We start from the raw sequence: 25592 nt of genomic DNA, 5'->3' as shown, positions 1-25592 counted from the left end.
ATCGTGACCAGTACGCGTTCCGGACTCGTCGGCATCGAGCGTGCCGATCGTTTCGTCCGTGATGCTCTCGTCGCCAACGGATTTCATGTCGTCGTCGGAGTGAACGGCTCCGGCCGATCCGCGGTTCTCGAGTCCGTTGCGGCGGCGACGGACGTGTACGCGGGCACCATCGCCGACGCACCGTCCGGCTCCACGGTTCTCGTCGATGATGCGCACCTGCTGTCCGAACAGCGTCTCGACGAGATCGCGGCGGCTGCAACACGATCGGACATCACTCTGATCGTCGCCACCGCGCCGCGCAGTTTCGATTCACGCATCGACAAGCTGATCGCCTCCGCCGGTTCCAATCGATTGACACTGGTTCCGCTGGACAAGGTGGCCATCGCGGCCAGGGCAGCAGCAACCGTCCGGCCGATTTCGGCCTCGCTCGCCGCTGCCGTCGCCAAGGCGACCGGCGGAGTTCTCGCCGCTGTCGACGCGGCCCTGGGTGCACTCGGCGGGGACCGTTCCGATCCGGCTCCGCTTCGCGTGGTCGCCGAATCGATTGCCGAACAGCACCGTCGGATGTTGATCGAGACCACCGACGACACACGGGCACTGCTGCTCGCAGCTCGGTTCGGCGTCACACCGGACCCGGCATCGGCCGCGCAGGTCGTTCCGCGTGCGACCGATGTCGAGTCGATCGTCGATATGGCCTGCAGCTCCGGCATGCTCGACACCACGGGCACGTTGATTCCGTCCGCCGAGGCCCCGCTGATCGAGATGATCGGAGACGGGCGCTGCCGCGTCCTGCTCTCGTCGATCACCGAGGTCGCCACCCGATCCCGCCTGCTCGACGCCACCGCGGCCCGTGCGTTGGCGGAGCGCGGCGTCGTTCATGCCGGTCTCGCCGATTATCTTGTTCAGCAGGCGGATTCGGCTCCCGTCGATGCCGCCGGTGCCCTGTACGGCGCGGCCGTCGAGGCAGGGTTCGATTCGATGATGCTGGCTGCGAGACGGTCCGAGGTCGCGGCGGCCACCGGGGATCTGGACGAGGCGGCGAGATTCGCCGATGCGATTCTCGACGGTGCCGCGGGGTGCGATGCGGCGGATCTGCGGACCGCGGTGCGAGTGTCGGCGTCGATTGCGGCGCAACGCGGAATGTCCTCGCGCAGTGCGCAGTTGTTCGCGTGGCTCGGCGAGGACCGACTCGGACCCGACGCCGTGTGGGCTGCCCTGTCCGCCGCGGCAGCCGGTGATCGCAGCGCCGCCGACCGTTCCATGGCTGCCGTGGCCGCTCTCGCGCCGACGTCGAGTACCGCGTCGGGCAGCCTGCTCGTCACCGGAGTGATCGGGTCGATCGATTCGCGAAACGCAGCGGCGTCGAGTGCGAGTGCGAATGCACTGATGCGGGCAATGACGTTGACGGGCAATGCTTCCGATCGCTCGTGCACACCGGATACTGCCGCTGCCGTCTCGGCCTTGCACGCGGTGCACTGCGGCGATCTGCCCCGGGTGGATTCCATCGTGACGCGGGCACTCGGCGAACATCGTCCTGGTTCCGAGGCGCACACCAGGCTGAGCCTTGTCGGGGCCTGGGCGTCGATGCTGCGGGGAGAGACCGCCGATGCCGGTGCCGCGATCGAGGCACTGCGGATTCCGGTGTCGCACGTACGCAATCAGTTGTTTCTGCACGCAATTCGGGTGGGTCTGGCTCGTAGGTCCGGTGACTCGGGGTCACTGATCACGGCATGGACCCAGGCGCAGAGCGTGATCGCCGAGTACTCCACAGACCTGTTCGCGCTGCTGCCCCTGGGCGAGTTGCTACTGGCCGCAACACGACTCGGCCAGGTGGACCGCGTCGAACATCTGGTGTCGCAGGCAACCGATCTGCTCGCAGCGCTCGGCGATCCGCCCGTCTGGGCGTCGGCGCTGCACTGGTACCAGGTTCAGGCGGCCATCGTGGCCCAGACTCCCGACGCGTTGGTGCCGCACGCCAAGGCCCTGGCCGCTGCCGCTCCGACTCACCCGTACAGCGCCGCTCTCGCCGCTGCCGGTCGCGCATGGCTCGGGGTGTTGCAGGGCAGACCCGACGCAACCGAGGTGGAGACCTCCGCGCGCACCCTCACCGCCTTCGGGCTGCCATGGGACGGAGCCCGACTGGCGAGCGAGGCCGCCCTGACCGTCACCGATACTGCGACGGCGACGTCGCTGCTGCACATCGCCAGGTCGTTGCGCCAACCCAGCTCGACCGGGCGCGACAACCCGCGGTCGACGCCGCAGCCGACGGGCTCGCTGAGCGAACGCGAGGCCGAGGTCGCCGAACTGCTCGTCCTCGGAGTCACCTATCGCGAGGTCGGCAGCCGGCTCTACATCTCCCCGAAGACCGTCGAGCATCATGTGGCCCGCATCCGGCGCAGGCTCGGTGCCCAGTCGCGATCGGAGCTGATCTCGATGCTGCGCGCCATGGGCTACGGGGCCTCGACCAGCGTGGGCGTCGACCCTGTAACTGTGCGGGGACCGGGAGCGACACAACGACCGAGCACCACTCCCCGAGTCGAGAACAGGTAGCAGCACCATGACCGAGCAGCCCGGCAGTGCGAGTGTCGGCGCACCGGATGTCGGCCTCTACCTGGACGACGAGCGCGCCGTCGCCGCCGTGTCCCATCCGATTGCGCCCGGACCCTCGCTGCACCTGGCGTCACTGCACGAGACCGTGCTCAACACTCATCCCGACGGCACCGTCTCGCTCGGAGATGCGACCGACGAGGAGTCCGAGGCCTACACACATTTTCTCGACACCCTCGCCGACGGCGTGGGTGTCAGCGGCAGCAAGGGCACTGTTCTGCCTGCCGAGCAGCTGACGTCGATGGCCCTGCTGTGCCTTCTCACCGAGGTCGCGTCGTCGATCGATCTGCAGCCGCGTGATCTGGCGGCGGCCGCGACCTACCCTGCCCGCTGGACGGCCGAGCAGGTGTTCGCTCTGCGTTCGGCGATGAACGCACACGGCCTCGCCCACGTCTCGCTGGTGCCCGAAGCCGAGGCGCTCGCCGCGTGGAACGCGTCGGTCCTGCAGACCCTGCAGAAGAAGGACTCCGCCGTCGCCGCCGCCCGCGGTGCTGCGATTCTGGCTGCTCAATTCCCCGTCGATGCCGTCACCGAGCGGTTCGCGGTGGTCTCCCCGAATGGATCCGACCGTCGCCCACTCTTCGCTGCGGCGGCGTTCGCTGCTGCGTTGACCGTCGGTGCCGCACTCGTCGCGCTGCAACTCGGTACGTCCACCGATACCGCGGTCCCCACCATCGACAATGCCCAGGTGGTGCCGCCGACATCGTCGATCGGCTCCGGGTCGGGTGGCCCGATCGACTTCCCCACCGTCGTTCTCGAGCCTGCCGCCGAGATCGCTCCCGTCGTTCCGCTGCCCGCGACCACCACGTTCGCGGAGGAGACGACTCCGACCGAAACCTCCGACCTCCCGCGGAGCGAGCCGACCGAGACCGAGATCTCGACACGCCCGGCGAACGAGGCACCCGAGGACACCACCCCCGAAAAGCCTCCGATCTTCGTCGAACCGGTCGAGCCGGAACTGCCGGTCGAGGAGCCGACCGATCCACCCACCGAGACTCCCGAATCCGGCCAGGACACCGAGCAGACTGCATCCGAGCAGGTTCCGGCGGCCCGCGGCGGCACACCCTCCGACCGAGAGCCGAACGACCGATCGACAGGGGACACTCGATGAGCGGTACCGGTCACCTCGGAATCACCGTGGGCAACACCAGGTCCGTCGCGGCCTACCGCGCATCGGTGGAGGACGAACCGACGATCGTCGTCCTGCCGACGACCCTGCGCTTCGACGAGGACGGACGCGCCCACCTCGGTGAACCGGCTGACACGGCCCCGTTCACCCGGTTCGTCGATCTGGTCGGTCAGCAGGAGGATCTCGAGCCCGACGCCGACGCCTACCGCGCCGAGGACCTGATGGCCAACGCCGCCAACTGCCTCGTGACGATGGTGTCGGCGAAGGACGGCGTGGTCGGCGACATGCCCGTCACGACCATGACGTACCCGATGCGGTGGACCCGGGCCGCCGTCGCCCTGCTGCGCGACGCCCTCGATCACACCGGCCTCGCCGACGTTGCCCTGGTGCCCGACGCCAAAGCCTCGAGCGCGTTCGCGCAGCCGAGCTCTTCGGCTGCGGTCACGGTGGTCGACATCGGAGCCACCGGCACCGACATCTCCACCTATCCCGGAGGTGGGACCGTCCGTGTCTCCGGCGTCGGCGGAGACGCCTTCACCGACGCACTCTTCGATCACGTGGTGACCGATCGCGAGCACATCGACCTGTCCGACGCGGCAGTGCTGGCTGCCCTTGCCGGCGTCGTCGCCTCGTGCGAGGCGGCCAAGCAGACCCTGAGCACCGCCGAGACCGCCACGATCTCCGTCGAACTTCCCGGTGTCTCGCAGTCCACGACGGTGACAAGAGCCGAGTTCGCGGACCTCGTCGCGCCGTTGCTTCACCGGCTCGACGTACCGGGGACCGGCACCGTGATACTCACCGGTGCCAGCGCCGCACTCCCGTCGGTAGCGACGCACCTCGGTGAACGCTCGTCGGGCCGAGTCCTCGTCGAGCCGCTCGCTGCGACCCGCGGCGCACTGGTACTCGCCGAGGTCGAGGACGTCGACGGCAACTCGCTGGTGACCGGTGCCGCGCCGATCGTCACCCGTAACGACGGCACGGAGTCCCTCGACACCGACGCCATCCCGGTCGTCGCGCCGGAACCGTCGCTCGCCTTCTCCGAGGCCATTCCCGCGGTCGCTCCGGTGTTCGACCATTCGGAATTTCGATCCGAGCCGATCGTTCCGGTCGACGAGAAAGCCGCGACCACCGGTTACGTTCCCGCCACCCCGGTTGTCGACGCATCGGCAGGGGCGAAGAAGGAACGCAGCGAGCGCTCCCGAACGGTCGCCACCATCGTGGCGGGCGCAGCGGCAGGCGTGGTCATCGTGCTCGCCATCGCGGCAGTGAGCGGAGTGTTCGGCTCCGGCCCCGCCGCGACGCCTCCGACCGTCACCGATGCCGGCTCGCCGATCGTCACCTCGACTCGTACGCCGTCGACCACCACCTCGAGCCCCGTCGAGCCCGTCGTCGTTCCGGAAGTGATCGACGAGCCGACGTACGAGCCGTACGTCCCGCCCGCGCCTGCTCCCCAGCCTGCCCCGCCGCCTGTGCCGGTGCCCGCGCCGACGACGGTGGTCCCCACCACGACACCGGTGGTCACCACGACACCGGTGACGACAACCCCGGTCACCACCACGACTACGACCACCACCACGACCACCACCGAACCGACGACAAGCGCCGCTACCGATCCGGTCACCAACCCCTGACCTGGACGAACACTGATTCTGCGCCCGATGCCCTAGGGTGGGTCGCTGATGCCAAGCACCCGATGAAGGGATTTCATGCGTAACACCGGGGCGCTGCGTGCCGCAGTGCTGTGTTCGACGGCTTTCGTTCTTCTCGCTTCGTTCTCCGGGACGGCAGCAGCGGACCCCGTCGTCCAGTCACCCGCCGATCAGCTTCCCCGAGAGCTCGTCGAGGCCGTGCAGCGAGATCTGAAGATCTCCCCGCAGGAGTACCTCGATCGTGCTGCTCGCGCGCAGGAACTGTCCGCATACGCATCGGACTTCCGGGCCAGCCGTCCCGCCGACTTCGCCGGTGCCTGGATCGGGCCCGACGGCAATGCCGTCGTCGCCGTCACCTCGCCTGCTGCCGCGCAGGCCGTCGCCAAGGACGGATACGCCACCGCGCAGTCGCCCGTGTCGGCAGACGGACTCGAGAAGTCGCTGGCCGATCTCAACAGTTGGATCGCAGGCCTCCCCCGCGAGATCTCGGAGCAGATCAACGGCACCGCCATCGACTTCATCGACAATCAGATCGTCATCGACCTGGTGAACAGCCCGATCGGCAGCGCACTGAATCTGCCGACGCTGCTCGCGAACATCAAGGTCATTCTCTCTCCCGGCGGAAACAAGCCGGTCGACCCGACTCCGATGGGCGGCGACACCTACGTCACCACCTCCGGACCCATAGCCGACGCTCCGGCCACCGACATCAGCATCTGCTCGTTCGGCTTCAACGCCGTCGACCCCTCCGGTGCCGCCGTCAATCTCAGCGCAGGCCACTGCAATCCCGACAAGGCCACCGGATCCGGCGGCGCACCGGTCTATCTTCCCGACCCGGCCGATATCGCACGCAGCACGCAGATCGGGTCGTTCGATCGGTCGAGTCTGGGCGCGGAGGACGGCCTCGACTGGTCGATCATCGCGTTGAACGACACCGGCATCGCGTCCGGACTCGACCGCCCCACTGTCCGTGGCGCGAACGGCAGCACCGTCACCGTCACCGGAACGGCATCACCGGTCATCGGCGCGCCGGTCTGCAAGTCCGGGCAGTCGTCCTCGTTCACCTGTGGAGTGGTTGCGGCCGATCGCGTCGAGACGCAGCTCTACATGGAGGACGGCACGTCCCGCACCGTGCGTGGATTCGCCAGCACCGCATGCACTCTCGCAGGCGACAGCGGTGGAGCCATCGTGACCGGGACACTCGCCCTCGGCATCACCAGCGGATCCAACAGCGGCGGCGCACCCGACTGCAACGAGGCGAACCTCGCGCTGGCGCAGTACGGCGGCACCGCCAGCCTGGGCATTCCCATCGATCAGGTCACGCGCGCAACTGGAGCCACGCTGCGAACCGACTGAGTCGGGTACTTCGGGAGCCGTTCACCGCCTATAGTCGTACTCCAGGGTGAACGGCATCACATCACGAGATGCCCGGGGGAGAGGTTTCTATGCGTCGCCGAGCTTTCCGGCTGTCGTTCGTCGCGGTTCCGATTCTGGCGACGATGGCGGTGTTCGCACCGACCGCGAGCGCAGAACCACCATTGCCTCCCGCCCTCGCCGACGCCGTGGCCCGTGACCTCGGCCTGACTCCGCAACAATTCCTCGATCGGGCCGACGCGGCACGTCGACTCGCCGACTTCACCGATACGGTCGGATCCGACGGGGTCGCGAGCGCGTGGCTGGACGCCGACGGACGCCCCGTCGTCGCGGTGGCGGACGGACCTACCCGCGCCGACGTGGCAGATGCCGCGTCCGCCAACGGCTTCGAGATCGATGCCCCGCCCATCGTGATCCCGCAGGCCATGTTCGATGCCGTCCAGCCGCTGTGGGACCTGCTCCCCTTCGATCCGTCACCGACGGCAGGCCCGATCCGTGCGAGTTCGTATCTCGGCGGCGACAGCTTCCTCGCGGGCACACCGGCCGGCCTCGGACAACGTTGCTCGCTCGGGTTCAATGCCGTCGACCCGACGCGCGGATCGGTGAACATCACTGCAGGCCACTGCAATCCGAGCACCACCGATACCGGCTCCGCAGCACTGACGGGCGCGTACCCGATATACGGCAGTCTAGTGGGCTCGAAATTCGGAACGTTCTACCGAACGAGCCAGTCGCGCAACGACTACGCCTTGATCGACATCGACGACGCCAACGTCGCCGAATTCGAGAGCAACGCAGTGCGAGTCCCCGGAGCGGACCCGCTGCATGTCACCGGCACGGTCGACCCGATCGTCGGCGCACCGGTCTGCAAATCCGGATCCAGAACCGGATTCAGTTGCGGCACAATTCTTTCCACCGGTCTGCAGGTGGCACTGGGAGACAACGTCCTGGACCGCAGTTTCTCCACCTCGATCTGCGCGCTACGCGGCGACAGCGGCGGCCCCGTCGTCACCGGCACCCTCGCCGTCGGCATCGCCAATGCGTCGAACGTGGGAGACCAGCCCTCCTGCGAGATCGCGACCGTCGTCAGCATGCTGCAGGGTCAGCGACCCGAGCTGTTCGCCACCCCCATCAACGACGTACTCGCGGAGAACCCCGGTCTGACCATCCGTACCTCGTAGGCGTCCACCCGGACAAACACACCCGCGCTCCGTATGATCCGACGAGTCCATCGCTGCGAGGCGCATTGTCGCGCTCGAACAGTGCACCCGTTCGACTGCTGAGGCGGAACCTTCCATGACCGAACTGCTGTCCGTCGGATTCACACTCTTCGGCTACGCCTACACCATCGTCGTCGAGGCCATCTCGCTCGCCACCATCCACGGAGCCTGAACGATTCGAAAACAAGAAGCCCGCACTCCCCGTGAGGAGTGCGGGCTTCTGCGGAGAGACGCTTACTTGGCCCAGACCGTGGTGCCCGGTGCCGCGTTCAACGTGTTGATCAAGTCGATACCGGCAACGACGAGAGTGGGTCCGCCGGCAGCGATGGTGCCGATGACTCCGCCGACGGTCGCGCCTGTGACCAAACCGCCGATGCATCCGGCCGGCAGCGTGACGATGCAACCGATGACCGCACCGATGGCCGTACCCGTGAAGCCACCGATCGCAGTCGCGATACCGAGCTGCGACGAGAAGTTCTGCTGCGCCTTGAGGTTCTCTTCGGGCGAGGCGACGGTCGTCGCGCCGATGCTGCGCGAATTGGCCGATGCCTTCGTGAAGTCGAGGTTCGGAACCAGACGCAGGGTCTTGCCGTTGTCGTCGACGTTCTGCTCGTACGGGAAGTTGAGTCCGCCGAGGTTGAACGAGAGCGGAAGCGTCACGAGGGTGTTGTCGGCGGCGTCGAGGACGTCGACCGTCTTGCCGTCGTCGGCGACCTTGAAGACGCCTGCATCGATGGTGGTGACGATCGTGCGATCTTCGAGGTCGACGGTGTAGTTGGTGTCACCGGGGGCTGTTTCCTCGGCGGGCTGCGCGTACGCGGTTCCGCTGGCCAGGCCCATCGCGACTGCGACGAGGGCCGATGTGACGGCCAGTTTGCGAAGTTTCATGTGGAGTTCAGTTCCGTTTCTGTGCAGTGGGTGCTTGGCAGTTCCGCTAGGCAACCGTCAAACGCAAAGTCACCCCGATGACGCGTCTGAGACTTGTGGTGCGCTCGAAATTGTAGCGTACAAATCGGACCGATCGTTGTCCTTCTGAAACCGCCCCGACCTCCACCACCTGTTCACTGTCACAGTCGGATTCGCCGCCGGCGCAGTATCGGCATACGTCGCTTCCATCGAAGTCGCTGCAATCTGTCGTAGCCCCCGAGACCGGAGCGCAACCAGTACTCGGCGTCGGTTTCCGCCGGATACCGATACGGCGACTCCCCGCCAAGTAAGGACTGCCTTTGCGAGAACACCTCGACGGCCTACGCATACGGTGATCTGCGAGACAACCTACTGACGAGTTCAGCCCACCCGTCGGACGGCCTCATTTCAGCACCCACCAGCATCGCTTTACCCGGCGATGCTAAGTTACCCATCAGTACAGCGGAATTACTACTGGCGAGTAACATAGACCGGAATCCAGCTCGACGGGCTGAACCCGCGGTAGCCCTCCAGCTGCCACCTTTAGCGAAAGGCCGCGACATGAACGCCCTGACGATCACGTTGGGCACAGTCGGTGCTCTGCTCAGCCTCGTGTGTTGGTACGTCTTCATTCGCGGGGGCCTGCGGATGTTCAACATCGTGCGACTGGGCCAGCCGGCACCCGACCGCTGGCGACCGATAGTCCCTCGCTTCAAGCAGATGGTCGTCGAGTTCCTGGCTCACACCAAGATGGTCAAGTTCCGCACCGTCGGCTGGGCACACTGGCTGGTCATGATCGGCTTCATGCTCGGTGCCATCGTCTGGTTCGAGGCCTACGGCCAGACGTTCAACCCCGAGTTCCACTGGCCCATTGTCGGTGACACCGCGGCCTACCACCTCATCGACGAGCTGCTCGGACTCGGCACCGTCATCGGCATCACCACGCTGATCATCATTCGCCAGCTCAACCACCCGCGTAAGCCCGAGCGTCAGTCGCGCTTCGCCGGCTCCGGGTTCAAGGCCGCCTACTTCGTCGAGGCCGTCGTGCTCATCGAGGGCCTGGGCATGGTGTTCGTCAAGGCGGGCAAGATCGCCACCTACGGACACTCGAACCCGTACACCGACTTCTTCACGATGCGCTTGGCCGAGCTCCTGCCGGCCAACTCGAACATGGTCTCGGTGTTCGCCTTCATCAAGCTGATGTCCGGCATGATCTGGCTCTACATCGTCGGCTCGCGCATCAACTGGGGTGTCGCGTGGCACCGCTTCACCGCGTTCCCCAACATCTACTTCAAGCGCATGGACGACGGCACCGTCGCACTCGGGCCGGCCAAGCCGATGATGTCCGGCGGCAAGGTCCTCGAGATGGAAGAGGCCGACCCCGACGTCGACGCGTTCGGCGCAGGCAAGATCGAGGACTTCAGCTGGAAGGGCTGGCTCGACTTCACCACGTGCACCGAGTGCGGCCGCTGCCAGTCGCAGTGCCCCGCTTGGAACACCGGCAAGCCCCTCTCCCCCAAGCTGCTGATCATGTCGCTGCGCGACCACAGCCACGCCAAGGCCCCGTACCTGCTGGCCGGCGGCAAGAAGGACATGGCGGGCGACGAGGTCGGCCTCGTCGACGCCGAGGGCAACGTCGATCAGAAGGCGCTCGACGCCATCCCGCAGAACGCTCGTGACGAAGCCGATCGCAAGCTCGTCGCCGACGCCATCGAGGGCGGCATCATCGATCCCGAGGTGCTGTGGAGCTGCACCACCTGCGGTGCGTGCGTCGAGCAGTGCCCGGTGGACATCGAGCACGTCGACCACATCATCGACATGCGCCGCTACCAGGTGCTGATCGAATCGGAGTTCCCGTCCGAGCTCGCAGGTCTGTTCAAGAACCTGGAGAACAAGGGCAACCCGTGGGGCCAGAACTCCAAGGACCGGCTCAACTGGATCAACGAGATGGACTTCGACATCCCGGTCTTCGGCCAGGACGCCGATTCGTTCCAGGACTACGAGTACCTCTTCTGGGTCGGCTGCGCCGGTGCCTACGAGGACCGCGCGAAGAAGACCACCAAGGCCGTCGCCGAGCTGCTCGCCACTGCAGGCGTGAAGTTCCTGGTGCTCGGTGCCGACGAGACCTGCACCGGTGACTCCGCTCGCCGCGCAGGCAACGAATTCCTGTTCCAGCAGCTCGCCATGCAGAACATCGAGACGCTGAACAACGTCTTCGAGGGTGTCGAGCAGAACAAGCGCAAGATCGTCGTCACCTGCGCCCACTGCTTCAACGCACTCGGCAACGAGTACCCGCAGGTCGGCGGCGACTACGAGGTGGTCCACCACACCCAGCTGCTCAACCGACTCGTGCGGCAGAAGAAGCTGATCCCGGTGGCCTCGGTCAGCCAGGACATCACCTACCACGACCCGTGCTACCTGGGCCGTCACAACAAGGTGTACGACGCCCCGCGTGAGCTCATGGCGGCGTCGGGCTCCAACCTCAAGGAGATGCCGCGTCACGGTGAGCGGTCCATGTGCTGTGGTGCCGGTGGCGCACGCATGTGGATGGAAGAGAACATCGGCAAGCGCATCAACATCGACCGGGTCGACGAGGCACTGGCGACCAACCCCAAGAAGATCGCCACGGGTTGCCCGTTCTGCCGCGTCATGCTCACCGACGGTGTCACCGCACGTCAGGAAGGCGGCGCACACGAGGGCGTCGAGGTCGTCGACGTCGCACAGTTGATGCTAGAGTCGATCACCCGCGTCGAGTCCTCGGTGCTGGCCGAGAACATCAAGGTCATCCCCCGCGAGCGCACTCCTCAGGAGGAGCTGGCGACGGAGAATGCCGCCGAGGTCGAAGAGGCCGAGCGGATCGCACCCGTCGAGGAACCGGCCGAGGCGAAGTCCGCTCCGGCAGCTCCGGCTCCCAAGGCCGGCGGACTGAAGATGAAGGGTCTGGCCAAGGCTCCGGGAGCCAAGGCACCCGGTTCCGCTGCACCGGCCGACAGTGCCGACGCAGAACCCGCCACCAAGCCCAAGGGTCTCGGCATGGCCGGCGGCAAGGCACCCGGCGGCAAGGGCCTGCAGATGAAGGGCAAGGCACCCGGCGCGAAGGCGGCTGCACCTGCACCTGCCGAGACTCCCGCGGCGGCCGAAGCACCTGCCACCGCAGAGACCTCGGAGTCGACTCCGTCGGTCAAGCCCAAGGGTCTGGCCGTGAAGTCGGGCTTCAAGAAGCCGGGTGCCAAGGCACCGGGTAAGCCTGCTGCCGAAGCCCCTACTGCCGAGGCCACGGCGTCGGAGGCACCCGCCACCGAGGCTGCAACCGAATCCAAGCCGACCGTCCAGCCCAAGGGTCTGGCCGTGAAGTCCGGATTCAAGAAGCCGGGCGCCAAGGCACCGGGTAAGCCTGCTGAAGCTCCTGCTGCTGAGGCTCCCGAGGCCGAGGCTCCTGCTGCAGCGGCTCCTACGGCTTCGGCCCCTGCCCCGGAAGCACCCTCCACCGAGGCCGCAACCGAATCCAAGCCGACCGTCCAGCCCAAGGGCCTGGCCGTGAAGTCCGGATTCAAGAAGCCGGGCGCACGCACGCCCGGTGCGGCCGCAGCGACACCCGCTGAGCCGAAGACTGCAGAGCCCGAGAAGGCCGAGCCGACCGAGGAAGCCGCTGCACCCGAGGCCCCGAAGTCCGAGACACCGGCAGCAGAGGCACCGAAGGCGGAGGCGTCGAACGCAGCAGGTGAATCCGACGATCGCACTCCGCCCAAGCCGAAGGCCGGTGGACTCGGATTCGCACCGGGGGCAAAGGTTCCGGGTCGCCGGAAGTAACCTCACACCCTTTTCACCGACTGCGCGCCCCTGCTCACCTCAGAGCAGGGGCGCGCAGTCGTCGGTAGGGGTGTGAGGTCCACTTCTACGAGTTATCCACAGGCACACCGGTTATCCACAATCTGCCGAGTGGGGGTTGTCGAAAGCGATTGCGCCCGAGAGCATTCGTTCATGACCCGCATCGTCTCGCGATCCGACGCACTCTCCCGCGGCATTTCCGACGCAGAGTTGCAGCGCTACTGCCGAACGCGAGCGTGGCGTCGACTCCGTCCAGGACGGTTCGTCAGCAGAGACGAATTCGACGCACTGCCCAGGGAAGACAAGCATCGGGTCATCGCCGAGGCGGTGTTCGACGCGACCATCGCTCCCGATGCCGTGGTCAGCCATGTGAGCGCAGCGATATTCCATGGTCTCGACGTGTGGAATGCCGACCTGAGCCGGGTGCACATCACCCGCAATCGTGCCCGGGGCGGCGGTCGTAGCAGTGCCGTTCGAGCAGTGCACACCTCGCCGTACACCGACGAAGAGATCGTCGACCTCGGCGGTGTGCGTGTCACCGGTCCGGCGCGCACGGTTGCCGATTGTGCTCGCACGCTTCCGTTCGAGACGGCCGTCTGCATCGCGGACTTCGCTGCGAGGACCCGCGGGCTCACCTCCGAAGATGTTGTCGCAGCGCTGGATTCATGTCCGAACCATCCAGGCAACCGGATGGCGCGCCGAGTCGCGGAATTCATGGACGGCCGGTCCGAGAGTGTCGGGGAGTCACGTGCCCGAGTAGTGCTGCATCAGCTGGGCTACACACCGCAGCTGCAGGTGCCGATCACGGACTCCCGCGGTTTCGTCGGGCGCGTGGATTTCGATCTGCCCGACCTCGAGACCGTTGTCGAATTCGACGGCAAGGTGAAGTACGGACGCTACGTGCCCGAAGGGAAGTCTGCGGCCGATGTGTTGTGGGACGAGAAGCGTCGCGAGGATCGCATTCGCGCAACCGGCCGCCAGGTGGTTCGCATCGCCTGGTCGGATCTCGATCACCCCGAGCTCGTCGATCGGATGATCCGCGACGCTGCCGACAGAGCCGCACGAGGCAACGTAGGCAACCTGGGCAACCGAGCGACCCCTCTATCGACGGCGCGCCCGTCCTCGCGTCGAAACACGGGCGCGCACCCTGCACAAGCGGTGTGAGGTTGCCGAGCACCCCCCTCGAAAGTGCCCGAATCGGACACCGTGAGTATGGTCGGACCCGAAGGCGTACCGACAAGTAGGGAGCAGGCATGACCGACGACGCGGACAAGCTCTTTCGCCGCTACGACGAGTGGTGGACGGCGTTGACCCCCGACGACCGAGCGCACGTCGAGCAGTGTTGCGAGTCCGGCCGCACCGACGAGCGCCTCTGTGCCCTCATCCTCGAGAACGACGGCCCGTCGAAGGCAGCGTTCGAGGTGGGCAGCAGGTTGTCCGAGGGCAACAGCAAGTACTGCGCCATCCCCAGCGCGCTCCTCGAATTTCTGGAAGCGAAGCGCGCGCACCCACCACTCAGCTAGAGGGGCGCCACAACTGCAGCTCCGGGATTCCGGGCGGCGTGAAGCCCATCACCTGGCCGTAGAAGGACAGTTCTGATTCCCGCGCGTTCACCTGCGTTTCCAGTTTGCGGAATCCGTGCGACTCGCCCGCATAGGCCAGGTAGGCGTGCGGAATTCCCTTGTTCACCATGGCATCTCGGAACCGCTCGGCCTGCGACGGCGGCACGATCGGATCGTCGAGCCCCTGCAACAACAGCACCGGGCAGGACAGTCCGTCGACGTTGTTGACCGGCGCGCGGGTGCGGTACAGGTCGATGGCCTCGGGCAGAGGTCCGATGAGCCCGTCGATGTAGCGGGACTCGAAGTCGTGGGTCTCGGCGACGAACAACTCCAGCTCGGCGACGCCGAAGTACGATGCACCGCAGGCGAACACGTCGGAAGATGTCAGCGCGGCCAACACCGTCCAACCACCTGCGGACCCGCCTTCGATGGCCAACCGGCGTGGGTCGGCGAGCCCGCTGTCGGCCAGCCCCTGCACCGCGGCGATGGTGTCTTCGACGTCGACCACTCCCCACTGCCCGCGCAGCCGGTTGCGGTATTCGCGGCCGTATCCACTCGACCCGCCGTAGTTCACATCGACGACGCCGATGCCGCGGCTGGTGAAGTAGGCGAACAACGGGTTCAGAGCAGGGGCGACGTGCGCTGTCGGGCCGCCGTGAACGAACGCGACGTACGGCGGCAGTTCACCGTCCAAGCCCTCGTACGACGGGTTGCGCGGCGCATAGGTGATGGCGTGCACCTCACGGTTGGGCCCCTGGAATGTAACCTGACGTCCCTCGGGCAGGTATGCGCTGTCGGGTACGGACTCGAAACCCGAACGTACCGAGGTCAGTTCGCCGGATTCCAGGTCGAGGGCGAACAACCCCGCTGCCACCCTGGCTCCACCGCACTTGAGGAGCACCGTCGACCCGGCGCGCCCACCGAGCCCCACCGAGGTCACACCGTCGAGCGTGATGTCCTCCAGTGCCCCGGACGCAGGATCGAGCACCGCCAACGTGTCGGTGCCGACGGTGCGCACGGTGAGCAGCTTCCCGTCGTCCAGCACCGAATACCAGCTCGACCCCAACCGCCACAGCGGAGCCCCGAAGTCGGCGTCGAGCGTCACCAGCGGAGTTACCGAACCGCCGAGCGTGACCGAACACAGGTTCCACCAACCACTTCGATCGCTGATGACGTACAGCGATTCGTCGTCGATCCATTCCGGCTGCATCACCGATTCCTCGGTCGAACCGAGCAGCACCGTCCAGGACGACGGATCGGCCAGCGAAGCCACGCGCAATTCGGTTCCGTCCCAGGGCATCTGCGGATGGTTCCAGGCGATCCAGGCAATGCGGGTGCCGTCGGGCGAGAGTCTCGGGAACGCAAGGAAGTCCGAGCCCGCCACCAGCGAACGCACCCCACCGCCGCCGAGATCGATGGCCACGATGTCTCGTGACACCGCGCCTGCGTCGTGCATCTCACGAACTGCGATCACGTCGGTGCCGACCACCGAGAGATCGCCGTACCGGATGGCCGACGCCACAGCAGGTTTCGGAGTCAGTGGTACCGGTGCCCCGCCTGGGGTGAGTCGGTAGACGCGTTGATCGGAGAACTCGGCGAACACCAGGTCTCCGTCTGCCGTCGCGGTCCAGGCTCCCCCGCCGTATTCGTGGACGCGGGTGCGGGCGTTGAACGGTGCGGGCAGAATGGGCTGCACTTCGCCGTCGACATAGCGGCAGATGGCCGTCCTGCCCTGCTCGGCGGGCCGCAGTTCCGACCACCAGATCTCGCTGCCGACGAAGCACCCACTCTCGACGGGGTGGCCCGCCGAGGACAGATCTGCTGCGGTGATGGGCGAGGGCCAGGATCCGAAGGCGAGTGCGGTCACCCCGACCACCCTAGTGAACTGACGCGCACGTAACGCAGTGTTCACCGGCTCTTCAACCGTGACCCGGATGATGGGAGGCAAGTAATACGAGGGGGAACACCATGCGCCGGACCACTACCCATTCGGTGGACCACGAGATTCTGACATTCGGCCGAACCTGGCGTGGGTACGGCGGTGGCAGCGACGAGGACATCTACGTGGCATTCGGCGTCGACGCGCGTACCTACTTCCAGCGACTGCGTCGCATACTGGATTCGCCGGTCGCCGAGGAGCTGACGCCGGACGAACGGGCCGCGATCGCCGACATCTGCCGGTTGCGACTCGCCTGAGCCACCCCTACACCGGCGTCAAGAGCTCCGGGCTGTTGTTCTTCACGCTGTTCACCGCGGTACTCACCTCGTAGGGCTCGAGCCGTGGTTCCGGGATCGCGGCCAACAGGTCTCGCACGTCACCGAGGTCCGTCACCGCAGGGTCGAGCCAACTCGCGCGCAGATCAGGCGGGAGCACGACGGGCGAGCGATCGTGGATGTGGCCGAGCGCATCGGCGGCAGGCGAGGTGAGCACGGTGACCGACCAGACCCAACGTGCTTCGTCGTCCTCGGCCTTGGTGGGGTCTCGCCACAGCTCGTACAACCCGGCCATCGCGAGCACGCCGTCCTGGTGCAAGAAGTACGGCACCTTCGCGCCGTCGCGCTTCTCCCACTCGTAGTACCCGTCGGCAGGGACGATGCATCGCCGACGGCTTGCCGCCTTCTTGAACGACGGCTTCTCGGTGATGGTCTCGGATCTGGCGTTGATCAGTCGGGAACCGATTTTCGCGTCCTTCGCCCACGACGGAATCAGGCCCCACCGCACCGACCGCAGTTGCCGCACGGCGTCGGCCTCGGGTTCGTCCTTCGGCGACCGTTCGAGCACTGTCCGCACCGTCTGTGTGGGGGCCACGTTGTACGACGGTGGCACCTCCGCACCGACGGTCTCGGCGATGTCGAACACCGCCTGCAGGTCGCTGTCACTCCGGGTACTGGCATACCGTCCGCACATGGAACGAGATTGTTCCACCCGGCACCGACAACGCGCTCGAACAACCCCGCGCGAAACAACCTCGTGGAAACCGATACCGCCCACCTGGCACGATGTGACGGGTGACCACTCCGCAGATCCACTCCCAGCCGCGTTATCGCACGTTGCAGCAATCGACCAAGCTGCAGAACGTGCTGTACGAGATCCGCGGACCGGTACACGCCCATGCCGCCCGGCTCGAGGCCGAGGGGCATCGCATCCTCAAGCTCAACATCGGCAATCCGGCACCGTTCGGATTCGAGGCCCCCGACGTGATCGTTCGGGACATGATCGCGGCGCTGCCGGTGGCCCAGGGGTACTCGGAGTCCAAGGGCATCCTGTCGGCGCGACGGGCCATCGTGACGCGCTACGAGCTCGAACCGGGTTTCCCCGAGCTCGACGTCGACGACATCTATCTGGGCAACGGAGTCTCCGAGCTCATCACGATGACGATGCAGGCGTTGCTCGACGACGGTGACGAGGTCTTGATCCCGGCCCCGGACTATCCGCTGTGGACGGCGATGACGACGCTGTCCGGTGGCAAGGCCGTGCACTACATGTGCGACGAGGAGAACGGGTGGAATCCCGATCTGGCGGACATCGAGTCCAAGATCACCCCGAAGACCGTCGCACTGCTGGTGATCAACCCGAACAATCCGACCGGCGCGGTGTACTCGAAAGAGGTACTGCAAGGCATCGTCGATCTGGCGCGCAAGCACCAGCTGCTGTTGCTCGCCGACGAGATCTACGACCGGATCCTCTACGACGACGCAGAGCACACCTCGCTGGCGAGCCTGGCTCCCGACCTGCTGTGCCTGACGTACAACGGCCTGTCCAAGGCGTATCGGGTGGCCGGGTACCGCGCCGGATGGCTGGCGATCACCGGACCGAAGGCCCACGCCGCAGGTTTCATCGAGGGCATCGACCTTCTCGCGTCGACGCGACTGTGCCCCAATGTGCCTGCGCAACATGCCATTCAGGTCGCACTCGGCGGATATCAGAGTATCGAGGATCTGATCCTGCCCGGCGGCCGACTGCTCGAGCAGCGCGACGTCGCGTGGGAGAAGCTCAACGCGATCCACGGCGTCTCGTGCGTCAAACCGCGGGGTGCACTCTATGCGTTCCCGCGACTCGATCCCGAAGTCCACGAGATCTACGACGACGAGAAGCTCGTCCAGGATCTGCTGCTGCAGGAGAAGATCCTGGTGGTTCAGGGCACCGGATTCAACTGGCCCGGCCACGATCACGTGCGCATCGTCACGCTGCCGTGGGCACGAGATCTGGCCGTGGCAATCGAGAGGTTCGGCAATTTCCTCGCGTCGTACAAGCAGTGAGACACGAAGTTACCGAAAAGTAGTTGAAAGTGATGCACAAAACATCGGGGCGATCCCGCCTGAACGACGAATGATCTGTACATTGGCGGACGGCACTTCGGTGCCCGCGAGCCCTGGTCGTACCCCTCCCCCCCGGGTCGGTCAGGTGGTGGCGGGGGACGCCCCCCCCTGCTCCCCGCCACCGAGCTCCTCGCATCGGCCACTAGCCTGACACCGTGGAATCACACGGCAGTCCTTCCGACGGCAGTAAATCGAGCCTCGGATCTCATGTGGGTCATGGTCACGGTCACGGCCACAGCGACTCACCGGTGCCGTTGGGACCGGTGGCGGCCAAGGTCGTCGTCGGACTGCTGGTCGCCATAGCCATCGCCGTGATCGGCGGGGCCATCGCTCTGTGGCCCAGCCAGCAGAGCATCGACATCCCGCTGCCGTTCCAGACCGCAGGCGGTGGCGCGGTGTCCACCGAGGCAGGCACCATCACCTCGCAGAGCATCGGGCCGTGCGGAAGTCCCGACGCAGGCCGAGCGTTCACCGGCGACCCGACGCCTGCGGTCAACGACTCGTACGAATGTCAGCGCAGCATCGTCGACATCACCACCGGTGCCGACGCAGGCAAGCGCACGGTACTCGAGATCGCGCCCGGGCCCGGCCAACCGACCCTGAGCGCCGGTGAGGACATCCGGCTGGTCGTGCAGACCGACCCCGCCGGTGGAGTCCGCTACTCCTTCAACGACTACTCCCGCGGACTGCCGCTGGCGCTGATCGTCGGTGTGTTCGCCGTGGTCATCTGTGTCGTCGCGCGCTGGCGGGGATTCCGTGCACTGGTCGGGCTGCTCATCGCGTTCGCCGTGCTGGTGGTGTTCATGCTGCCCGCCTTGCTCGACGGTGCACCCGCCATTCCGGTCGCCCTCGTCGCCGGGGCGGTGATCCTCTACGCCGTGCTGTATCTGGCGCACGGGGTGAATCTGCGTACCAGCTCGGCGCTGCTGGGCACTCTGACCTCCATGGCGGTGGCGGCGGTGCTGTCCTACGTCGCCATCCGTATGACCCACCTGACCGGGTTGTCCGAGGAACAGAACACAGCCGTACAGACGTACATCGGCAACGTCAGCGTCACCGGCCTGCTGTTGGCAGGCTTCATCATCGGCTCGCTCGGAGTGCTCAACGACGTGACGATCACGCAGGCCTCGGCCGCCTTCGAGCTCGCCTCGGTGGACGAGACGGCGTCGCGGCGCGAGATCTTCACCGCCACGATGCGGGTGGGGCGTGACCACATCGCCAGCACGGTCTACACGCTCGTGCTCGCCTATGCCGGTGGTGCGCTGCCGTTGCTGCTGCTCTTCAGCGTCGCCGACCGGTCCATCCAGGACGTACTCACCGGCGATTCGGTGGCCATCGAGATCGTTCGGTCCGCGGTGGGCGGTGTGGCGCTGGCGTTGTCGGTTCCGCTGACCACAGCGATCGCTGTGCTGTTGGCGCGGCCGATCACCGTCGTAGGAACCTCGAACCGAGCAGAGCGCCGGGCCGCGGTACCTACCCGCAAGACCCGGCGCTCCGGCCGCCACAGTGCGTAGAACGGCTTCGCCCCATGTGAGCAGAAGTTCGTAGTGGGCTACGAATTTCCGTGCACGTGCGGCGCAGCCGCTCCTCAGGCGAAAGCGGCCGCGACGGTTTCCGAGAGCAGAGCGCCGTTGTGCGTGCTCAGTCCCGCCTTCAGCCCCGGGTCCGCCTCGCATGCAGCTTCCCAACCCTTGTCGGCGAGGGCGACGACGTACGGCAAGGTGGCGTTGGTGAGCGCGTAGGTGGAGGTGCGCGGCACGGCACCGGGCATGTTGGCGACGCAGTAGAACACCGACTCGTGCACCTTGTACGTGGGATCGGCGTGGGTGGTTGCGTGCGAATCCTCGAAGCAGCCGCCCTGATCGATGGCGATGTCGACCAGAACCGAACCCGGCTTCATACGCTGAACCAGGCTGTTGGACACGAGCTTCGGTGCTTTCGCTCCGGGCACCAGTACGGCACCGATGACGAGATCTGCTGCCAGAACGGCCTGTTCGAGTTCGTAGGCGTTCGACACCAGCGTCTTGACGGCCCCGCGGTACTGATCGTCGATGGCGCGCAGCGCCTTCACATCGAGATCGAGCACGGTGACGTCGGCGTGCATGCCGAAAGCGATTGCAGTGGCGTTCTTTCCGGAAACGCCGGCTCCGATGACGACGACGTTGGCGGGCCGCACTCCGGGAACTCCGCCCATGAGAACTCCACGTCCGCCTTCGCTCGACATCAGGTGGTAGGCACCGGCCTGGGGCGCGAGGCGTCCGGCAACCTCACTCATCGGTGCGAGCAACGGCAGGGAACCGTCTGCCGCAGTGACGGTTTCGTAGGCGATGGCTGTGGTACCCGACTCCAGGAGCGCGTCGGTGCATTCCTTGGATGCGGCGAGATGCAGGTAGGTGAACAGCACCTGCCCCTTGCGCAAGCGTGAATACTCCTCGGCGATGGGCTCTTTGACCTTGAGCAGCAGGTCGGCCGTCTCCCAGACCTCGTCGACATCGGTGAGGATCTGCGCACCGGCGGCCTTGTAGTCGGTGTCGGTGAACGACGATCCGGCCCCTGCCTCGGTTTCGACGATCACTTCGTGTCCTCGCGAGACCAGTTCGTGCACGCCCGCCGGGGTGATGGCCACCCGGTATTCGTGGTTCTTGATCTCGCGTGGAATTCCGATCTTCATGGCGGCCTCCTCGGTGGTGGGTGACGTGAAGCCGAGGCTCCATCCGTGTAGGCCAACTATGAATTATCTACGAAATCGACGCAACGGAAGTGAACATAATTCTGTACAGTCGAGAAATGGCACGCAATAGTTCATTCGAGGGGGTCGAAGAGGGTGCGCAGCCGAACGATGTTCGGCCGGTCCCCCTGGACCGAATCGACCACATCCTGCTCGACGAGCTCCGCCGCGACGCCCGCACACCCAACAACGCACTCGCCGCGGCGGCCGGTATCGCTCCGTCCACCGCACTGGCCCGGGTTCGCGCCCTCGTCGAACGCGGTGTCATCCGCGGCTTTCACGCCGACATCGACCCCGAGGCTCTCGGCCAGGGCATCCAGGCCATGATCTCGGTGCGGCTGCAAGCAGATGCTCGACGCCGCATCAGCGAATTCGGATCGAAGATCGCCTCGCGGAAAGAGACGCTGAACATCTACTTCATTGCCGGTGCGGACGACTTCCTGGTGCATGTGGCGACCGTCGACACCGCCACTCTGCGCGACTTCGTCGTCGAGAATCTCAGTGCCGACCCGGCCGTGGCCGCAACCGAGACCATCCTGATCTTCGAGCACATCCGACCGCGAAACAAGCACGCGGACAAGTGAGTTCGATCAGGGAGCGGGAGGAGCGACCGGCGGGAACACCGGCAACGTGAAGTCCGGGAAACCCGGGATCAGCGGCGGCGGCTGCTGCGTCGTCGTCGGAGGAACGGACTCGACGGGCGGCGGCGGTGCGGGCTCGGCCGTGGTCGTGGTCGTCGTCGGCTCCGGCGTCCACGGCTCCTGGTAGACCTCGGTCTCCGGCGGCACCGTGGTCGGTGCGACGGTGGTCTCCGGTGAGGGCGGCGGCAACACCGGAGCCGGCGCCACGGACGTGGGCACCGTCGTGGTGACCGCCGGCACCTCGGCCTGGGTGCGACTGACCGAGGTGTCGACCACCTGCGGTGTGTTCTGTTGAGTGAGCATGAACGCGGAGACGCCCACCACCGACGCAAGACCCAGCGCGAGAACACCTCCGGTGCGAAGCCTGCGCCGAGCCCGGGTGCGATCGTCCTCGCCATCGTCGTCGTCGTAATCGGCGTCGAGCCAGTAGACGTTCTTCAGCTGGAACGGAACCGGCTTGCCGTCCTCGGTTGCCTCGGACTGGGCAACAGAGCCCTCGGCAGACGAATCCCCCGTGTTCGTACTCAACGCAACGACCTCCCCGTCGACCCGCGCCCCCTGCACGTGGTCGTCGAGAACATCTTCCACTACCGGTGTCGTGTCCGAAACCGTTTCGACTGCACCGGACTCCGACGAGTCGGTGAATCTCGAGGACGCGAAACCCTCCACCGTTTCGATCGGCTCGGCCGGGACCTCGGACACCGGGATATCGGACACCGGGACATCGGACACCGTGTCCTGAGACTTCTCGCCCTCGCCGATCGGTGCCGCCGCGATCCAGGGACGGGCGGGGACGGGACGCGCTGCAGTGGGCCCTGGCGCTGGTGCGGCCGGCGCGGCGTGCTGGGAATCGGCGCGAGCCGGAACCGGCCGGACCGGAGCGGGAAGCGGAGGTGGCACCGGAGCAGGTTCCGCGCGTACCTGCGACGTGGGTGCGATCGGTGCGGCGGACTCCACCGGCCTACGAGCGTCCGGCGATCGTCGGGTTCCGGTTCGCGTGCGCGAATGCGGCCGTGCCGTCAGTGCGGCCCCACGTGCCGCGACGGTCTCGGGCTCGGTCGGCACGATCGACGGCAGTTCGAGCAGCGGTCCGACGCGTTGCTGCACGATCGGCATGCGTGCGCCGCCGCCGATCAGCACGACGGCGTCGATGGGAACGTTGGCCCCGATCATCACCTCGCGAGCGAACTCGATGGCCTCGTCGAGCAGGTCGGTGATGAGCAGCTCGAAGTTCTCACGGGAGAGCAGGATCATCCCGCTCGCATCGGGCAGGCACACCGCGTCCTGGGTGGACAGGCGTTCCTTGGCGATTCGGCAGCGCTTCTCGAACAGCGCCATGTCCGGGTCGGTCGACTGCTTGCCGAGGCGTTGGAGCTGATTGTTGCGGACGTAGGCGTCGATCAGATCTCCGCTGTACTCACCGGATCGCTGCGAGGCGACGACGGTGCGCTGAACCAGGTCCACGACGCTGACGGTCAGTCCGGAACTTCCGAGGTCGAACAGGGCCACGGAACTGCAGTTGCGGGCTTCACCGGTCGCCGCCAGGTACTCGACGACAGCTTCCACCTCGTGGACCAGGTGATAGTTGTGCAGGTGCGCACCGCTGAGGGCAGCATGCAGGGCGTCGGCCTGACGGGGGTCACGGTAGGCCACGCCGGTGGCGAGTTCGGGCTCGGTTTCGGCTGCCGCACCGATCGATTCGGCGGCCAGATGCGGAAGGTCCCCGCCGACGCTGTCGATGAGTTCGTTGCGGAAGAACAGCGGCCGGTCGATGTCGCTGACCAGGCCGGAAGGATCGGCGACCGGTGCCCCGAACTGCTCGGCTCGGGGCTGCGCCGTGCGCACGGCTCGGGTCCCCATGGACACCCCAAGCAGCACAGTCACGCGTCAGGCCTCACTTCGATCGACAATGTTTCTCGGACGCAGTACACCCCGTCCAGAGCGCCAGGCTACCGCTTCGGCCGAATCGGCGGGGCGCGCGCCCCAGTGGGCTGCGCGCCCGCGCGTGACGGAACCGGTCGCGTTCCCCGAGCGGCCCGCGCGAACGAGACCCCCGGTCTATTCCGGCAGCTCCGGATCGACGACCGGTTGGTACATCTCGCCGTCGTAGCTGAAGGCACGCTCGTACAGGTCCGCGTCGGACAGTCGAGCGGGCCCGAGGACAGGCAACTCTACGGGGCCCGGCGCGGCCTCGTCGGCGGGACCCGCGGCGGCGGAAAGGGCCGCGGCGAACGTGGAATCGAAGGGAATCTGCTGGTCGATCAGCGGGGTGGGTGGCGGCGTGTTTCCTCGGGTGAACACCAGTCCCACAATCGCGACGATCAGCACACTCACAGCGGCGAGTACGGACGCGTCACGAATCGACCAGGTGCGGCGGCTGCGGCGTACCGGCTCGGCAACGACGCCGGGCTCGGGTACAGCCGGTTCCGACACCTCGGGCTGGAGGGGTACGGGTTCGAGAAGGTCGGTCTCGAAGGTGGTCGACGGGATCGTCAGGTCCTCGGTCGCGAGTTGGTCGACGGTCAGGCCGTCGACCATCCACTCCTCGACGGGGTCGAGCACGAAGGTGTCCGGTGCATCGAGGGTGTCGGGAGCGGCGAGCGCCTCGGGTGCGTCGAGCAGCTCCGACGCATCGTCCGGGACAGTGATTGTTCCCACATCGGCGTCGAGCGAGGCTCGGGCGGGTCGTTCGTCGAGTGCCGCGCCTTTGGCGACGGCCATCGCAGGGGCGTCGGGCACGTGGACCGGGACGTTCCATTTGTCTTCGATGATGGTGCGCACTGCGGGAATGGCTGCACCGCCGCCGATCAGCAGTACCGCGTCGGGTGCCTGCTTGGAGGCCCAGTCCAAGGCGTCGGAGACGAGCGGAGTGATCTCTCGCTCGAACTCCTTTCGGCTGAGCAACATCGGGCCGCGGTTGGGAGCCCTGACGCCCACCGACGAGCTCACCAGTTCCTTCAGTTCCCGGAAGAAGGCCTGGTACTCCTGGTCGCCCTCGGGTCCGACCGGAGCCGGCAGAATTCCCTTCGCCATCACGATGCCTCGGACCACTTCGTCGAAGCGGTCGCCGCTGATGTCGACGGTGCGTGCGGTCCACTCCACGTACTCGCCTGCGACGTCGAGTGCGGTGGCCGAGAGTCCCTTCTTGCCCAGGTCGACGACCAGGACGTAGTCCTTGTCGGCCAGTTCCGGAACGGTGCGGGCGTAGGCGAGAAGGGCGCGGGACTCCTCGACCATGCGGGCTTTCGGCACAGTGCCGTCACCGAGGGTCTCCAGCAGAGCCGTCACGGCTGCGGTGTCCCACCCGGCGAGCACGATGTCCTCGAACGGTCCGAGGTCGACGAGCTTGCCCGGCAGCAGGTCGTGTGCGCCCTCTGCGTCGATGGAGTCCTCGACACGGCGGCCGTCGGCGATGTACGCGATGCGCACGGCACCGGTACCCACTGACACCCCGCAGACGCCACCCATAGACCAGACAGTCCTTCGCAGATTGTGTTTCGACGCCGGATCAGGCGTCCGTACGAGCCCCCGCTCCACTCGAAGTGTACGGCGGTCCTCGAACCCGATGCGGGCATCCCGGTAACGCTACTAAACAATCTACGATATTGTTTGGAGGGGTCTGGGGAGA

General features: G+C 66.4%; 18 protein-coding genes. 12 read left to right on the top strand and 6 right to left on the bottom strand.

Translation table 11 applies throughout. The features are described from left to right. The first annotated feature begins 3 nt into the window (after window positions 1–3). The 5 genes from CH249_RS19875 to CH249_RS19855 all read left to right on the top strand — a co-directional run bounded on the left by CH249_RS19875 (window position 4) and on the right by CH249_RS19855 (window position 7940). Entirely contained in the window at window positions 4–2550 is a 2547-nt protein-coding gene (locus CH249_RS19875; RefSeq protein WP_094683584.1) for a helix-turn-helix transcriptional regulator, read from the top strand. Window positions 2551–2557: 7 nt separating this feature from the next. Further along, window positions 2558–3718 (top strand): hypothetical protein, encoded by a 1161-nt coding sequence (locus CH249_RS19870; protein ID WP_094683583.1) that lies wholly within the window; start codon window positions 2558–2560, stop codon window positions 3716–3718. Next, window positions 3715–5367, top strand: a complete 1653-nt coding sequence (locus tag CH249_RS19865; protein WP_094683582.1) for an Hsp70 family protein — start codon at window positions 3715–3717, stop codon at window positions 5365–5367. Before CH249_RS19870 ends, CH249_RS19865 begins: the two co-directional genes overlap by 4 nt. Window positions 5368–5442: 75 nt before the next feature. Continuing rightward, on the top strand, window positions 5443–6741 hold the full coding sequence (locus CH249_RS19860) for a S1 family peptidase (protein WP_179273045.1): 1299 nt from the start codon (window positions 5443–5445) through the stop codon (window positions 6739–6741). A gap of 89 nt (window positions 6742–6830) precedes the next feature. Beyond that, entirely contained in the window at window positions 6831–7940 is a 1110-nt protein-coding gene (locus CH249_RS19855; protein ID WP_094683581.1) for a S1 family peptidase, read from the top strand. A 273-nt stretch (window positions 7941–8213) separates the two neighbouring features. Here CH249_RS19855 and CH249_RS19850 read toward each other — a convergent pair whose 3' ends face one another. Beyond that, window positions 8214–8867, bottom strand: a complete 654-nt coding sequence (locus tag CH249_RS19850) for a hypothetical protein (protein ID WP_094683580.1) — start codon at window positions 8865–8867, stop codon at window positions 8214–8216. A gap of 579 nt (window positions 8868–9446) precedes the next feature. Here CH249_RS19850 and CH249_RS19845 point away from each other — a divergent pair. From CH249_RS19845 to CH249_RS19835, 3 genes are all read left to right on the top strand, one after another. Continuing rightward, on the top strand, window positions 9447–12695 hold the full coding sequence (locus tag CH249_RS19845) for a (Fe-S)-binding protein (protein WP_094683579.1): 3249 nt from the start codon (window positions 9447–9449) through the stop codon (window positions 12693–12695). Window positions 12696–12866: 171 nt separating this feature from the next. Next, window positions 12867–13877, top strand: coding sequence for a hypothetical protein (locus CH249_RS19840; RefSeq protein WP_256988385.1), 1011 nt, complete (start codon window positions 12867–12869; stop codon window positions 13875–13877). A gap of 89 nt (window positions 13878–13966) precedes the next feature. After that, the gene (locus tag CH249_RS19835) at window positions 13967–14236 is read left to right on the top strand and encodes a hypothetical protein (RefSeq protein WP_032396085.1); all 270 of its coding nucleotides are present in this window, start codon (window positions 13967–13969) and stop codon (window positions 14234–14236) included. On the opposite strand, the gene CH249_RS19830 is transcribed toward CH249_RS19835, so the two are convergent. After that, window positions 14229–16142: a prolyl oligopeptidase family serine peptidase gene (locus tag CH249_RS19830; protein WP_094683624.1), complete on the bottom strand. Its 1914-nt coding sequence runs from the start codon at window positions 16140–16142 to the stop codon at window positions 14229–14231. The genes CH249_RS19835 and CH249_RS19830 overlap by 8 nt on opposite strands. Before the next feature lie 101 nt (window positions 16143–16243). On the opposite strand from CH249_RS19830, the gene CH249_RS19825 reads away from it, so the two are divergent. Beyond that, window positions 16244–16471, top strand: coding sequence for a DUF3263 domain-containing protein (locus tag CH249_RS19825; RefSeq protein ID WP_032396086.1), 228 nt, complete (start codon window positions 16244–16246; stop codon window positions 16469–16471). A gap of 7 nt (window positions 16472–16478) precedes the next feature. Here the strand turns inward: CH249_RS19825 and CH249_RS19820 are convergent, their stop codons facing one another. After that, on the bottom strand, window positions 16479–17183 hold the full coding sequence (locus tag CH249_RS19820) for an SOS response-associated peptidase (protein WP_032396367.1): 705 nt from the start codon (window positions 17181–17183) through the stop codon (window positions 16479–16481). Between the two features lie 101 nt (window positions 17184–17284). Here CH249_RS19820 and CH249_RS19815 point away from each other — a divergent pair, with 101 nt between their 5' ends. Together CH249_RS19815 and CH249_RS19810 are read left to right on the top strand one after the other, a co-directional pair. After that, the gene (locus CH249_RS19815) at window positions 17285–18535 is read left to right on the top strand and encodes a pyridoxal phosphate-dependent aminotransferase (protein WP_032396087.1); all 1251 of its coding nucleotides are present in this window, start codon (window positions 17285–17287) and stop codon (window positions 18533–18535) included. Window positions 18536–18750: 215 nt separating this feature from the next. Continuing rightward, entirely contained in the window at window positions 18751–20109 is a 1359-nt protein-coding gene (locus CH249_RS19810) for a YibE/F family protein (protein WP_094683578.1), read from the top strand. A 74-nt stretch (window positions 20110–20183) separates the two neighbouring features. Here the strand turns inward: CH249_RS19810 and ald are convergent, their stop codons facing one another. Beyond that, the gene (ald, locus tag CH249_RS19805) at window positions 20184–21266 is read right to left on the bottom strand and encodes an alanine dehydrogenase (RefSeq protein WP_032396089.1); all 1083 of its coding nucleotides are present in this window, start codon (window positions 21264–21266) and stop codon (window positions 20184–20186) included. Between the two features lie 116 nt (window positions 21267–21382). Between ald and CH249_RS19800 the strand changes: the two genes are divergently transcribed. Next, the gene (locus CH249_RS19800; RefSeq protein WP_176459116.1) at window positions 21383–21907 is read left to right on the top strand and encodes an Lrp/AsnC family transcriptional regulator; all 525 of its coding nucleotides are present in this window, start codon (window positions 21383–21385) and stop codon (window positions 21905–21907) included. 6 nt (window positions 21908–21913) lie between these two features. On the opposite strand, the gene CH249_RS19795 is transcribed toward CH249_RS19800, so the two are convergent. Together CH249_RS19795 and CH249_RS19790 are read right to left on the bottom strand one after the other, a co-directional pair. Then, complete coding sequence (locus CH249_RS19795) at window positions 21914–23848, bottom strand: Hsp70 family protein (protein WP_094683577.1); 1935 nt, start codon at window positions 23846–23848, stop codon at window positions 21914–21916. A gap of 174 nt (window positions 23849–24022) precedes the next feature. Continuing rightward, window positions 24023–25414 (bottom strand): rod shape-determining protein, encoded by a 1392-nt coding sequence (locus CH249_RS19790; RefSeq protein WP_179273044.1) that lies wholly within the window; start codon window positions 25412–25414, stop codon window positions 24023–24025. Between the last annotated feature and the right edge of the window lie 178 nt (window positions 25415–25592).

This window comes from Rhodococcus sp. 05-2255-3B1 (genome assembly GCF_002258545.1).
In the GTDB taxonomy this organism is placed as follows: Bacteria; Actinomycetota; Actinomycetes; order Mycobacteriales; family Mycobacteriaceae; genus Rhodococcoides.
Note: the sequence above shows the minus strand (reverse complement) of the source record. Positions and strands in the feature narration are given on the sequence as shown.